The sequence below is a fragment of the Daejeonella sp. genome, assembly GCF_044232565.1.
In the GTDB taxonomy this organism is placed as follows: Bacteria; Bacteroidota; Bacteroidia; order Sphingobacteriales; family Sphingobacteriaceae; genus Daejeonella.
Genome location: NZ_JBIILQ010000305.1, coordinates 1 through 2572, shown reverse-complemented (window position 1 = coordinate 2572; position 2572 = coordinate 1). Strand labels below are relative to the sequence as shown.

3 protein-coding genes are annotated in these 2572 nt (G+C 39.4%); all 3 read left to right on the top strand.

What is annotated here, in order from left to right; all coding sequences use genetic code 11:
- The coding region (locus ACILQF_RS12465) for a type III pantothenate kinase (RefSeq protein WP_395627726.1) at window positions 1-551 on the top strand (551 nt) is incomplete at its 5' end.
- Entirely contained in the window at window positions 544-1839 is a 1296-nt protein-coding gene (locus ACILQF_RS12460; protein WP_395627725.1) for a hypothetical protein, read from the top strand. The genes ACILQF_RS12465 and ACILQF_RS12460, both read left to right, overlap by 8 nt.
- 3 nt (window positions 1840-1842) lie before the next feature.
- On the top strand, window positions 1843-2406 hold the full coding sequence (gene lptC / locus ACILQF_RS12455; RefSeq protein ID WP_395627724.1) for an LPS export ABC transporter periplasmic protein LptC: 564 nt from the start codon (window positions 1843-1845) through the stop codon (window positions 2404-2406).
- The last annotated feature ends 166 nt before the right edge of the window (window positions 2407-2572 follow it).

The window sequence follows — 2572 nt, the reverse complement described above, 5'->3', positions numbered from 1 at the left end:
ATTTCCTCAAAGAAAAAACAGAATATGTCCGATTTTCGGCCTTTCTACCCAGCGGAATAATAAATAAATATAAAAGTCCCAATACCCTTGGCCTAGACCGATTAGCGGGAATATTAGGTGCTAAAGCCCTTTCTCCTAATCGTAATTGCCTGGTAATTGATGCGGGAACCTGCATCACTTATGATGTAATTGATAAAAATGGCGTTTATGAAGGAGGGAGTATTTCTCCGGGATTAAATATGAGGCTCAAGGCGATGCATAAATTTACTGGAAGGCTACCTGAAGTTTCATTAAAGGATTATACAGATTGGCAAGGTTATGATACACAGAGTGCCATGCTTTCAGGGGTGGTAAATGGGGCTATGGCCGAAATTAAGGGCTTTATTGAGATTTATAATTCAAAATATCCTGAATTGGAGGTGGTTCTCTGCGGTGGCGATGCGATTTTTTTTGATTACAGGCTTAAAAATAGCATCTTTGCACACGCTCTAAAAACCGAACCCGATTTGGTACTAATTGGTTTAAACGAAGTTATCCAACAAAATGATTAAAAAAGTTAATAGTATATTCCTCTGCCTACTGCTTGCAACGGTTCTTCCGGCAATGGCACAAATTACATCAAGTTCTCCTTACTCACAATTCGGACTTGGAGATTTGAGAGGCTCATTTCTACCCCAAAACAGGGGAATGGCGGGTTTAAGTCAGGGTATACGTAAGCCCGGTTTGTACGATAATATTAACTTGGCAAATCCTGCATCCTACTCCACACTGGAACTTACCACCTTTGATGTAGGTGCTTCCATGGATATTCGCCAGCTGAGTAAAACCAACATTACAGGCAAAAAACAGTTTAACTCTACCTTAAGTCACATCACTTTTGGTGTGCCAGTTAACCGATTTTCAGCAATGAGTTTTGGTCTGGTGCCTTATACCGATTTGGGTTATAAATTCAGCAATTCAGGACTAGTAGACACTACTAAAGTTAATTATATCTACTCTGGTGAAGGCGGTATTTCTAAGGCTTATTTGGGATATGGCTTTAAATTAGGCAAGAAGTTTAGTTTTGGATTCAATTTGGCCTACCTTTTCGGGAATCTGACGCAAAGTAGAGGTTTTGAATTTGCAAATGAGCTAACTACGGTCTTTAACTCACGCACACAGTATAGCAATGCCGTGGGTGGCTTGAGTTATGATTACGGACTCCAATTTTCTACTGATCTAAATAGTACATCTAAATTTATCTTTGGATATACTGGAAATGCAGGAGGCAGCTTAAATTCTAAGAATAATATCGTTACCACCCGTTATAAAAAGGATGTTTTAGGGAATGAATTGGCTACAGCCGATAGTACCTATTTTGCGGAGGGTGCGAAAAATAAAATTAAAATGCCACTAACGCATACTGCAGGTTTTGCATTTGAAAAGACTAATGCATGGGTGCTCGGTGCAGATATCAGCTACAGCAGATGGTCGGATTATAGAGAAGGTAGCAATAACCCAGGTTTAAATGATAGCTATGGTGTTGTTATTGGTGGTCAGATTACTCCGGATGCTAATTCCGTTTCAAGCTATTTTAAATTAGTTGACTATAGACTCGGATTTAAATACGATAAAACCTTTGTTCAGGTAGGCAATGATGATATCAATCAATATGCGGTGACTTTCGGATTTGGTTTCCCACTGCCTCGTAACAGATCAAGTTTCTACAAAATTAATCTTTCAACAGAGCTTGGTAATCGCGGAACTCTAGCCAATAACTTGGTTCGTGATCGCTATGTAAATATTCATCTTGGCTTCACCCTTAATGATAAGTGGTTCCAGAAATCTTATATTGACTAATTTATGAATATGCGGCGCTCCCTATTCGCTGCTGTTTTTTTTCTTGGGATAGTTCTGCAATTTGCTTGTGAGAATAATTTGCGCGATGTTGAAAAGATATCCGCCAAAAAATTATTGGTACCAGTTGATAAATCCATTGGCGTAGAAATAATCTATAGCGACTCCGCCCGCGTAAAAGCGAAGCTCATAACCCCCGAATTATTGAATTTTAAGACCGAAAAGCCCTATATCGAAATGAGGAAGGGTGTTACGGTGATCTTTTTTGATGAAAATCAACAGGAAACGAGTAGAGTAAAATCGGATTATGCCATCCGCCGGGAGCGTGAAAATAGGGTGGAACTCAAGCGTAATGTGGTGGTTACCAATATTAAAGGCGAAACTTTTAAGTCCGATGAGCTGATTTGGGATGAGACTTTAAAGCGGTTTTTTTCTGATAAACTTGTCACGATTACTTCCAAAGATAATGTACTGCACGGGACTAGCTTTTGGGCTAATGAGGATTTTTCATATTATGAGATTGTGCAGTCTACTGGGGATTTGAGGCTGAGAGGCGAGCAGGGGTTTTAAATTAAGGGTCCGTCATTTCGAATACTCGTTTGTAATTATGATGCTTACATGATTGGCCTGAGTGGAGAAATCTGTTGAATCGAACTAGGGTTTCCAATCAAACTACCCCGTGTTGTCATTTCGAACAACGAATCAAATATTGAGGTTTTTATATTGTGATGAGTGG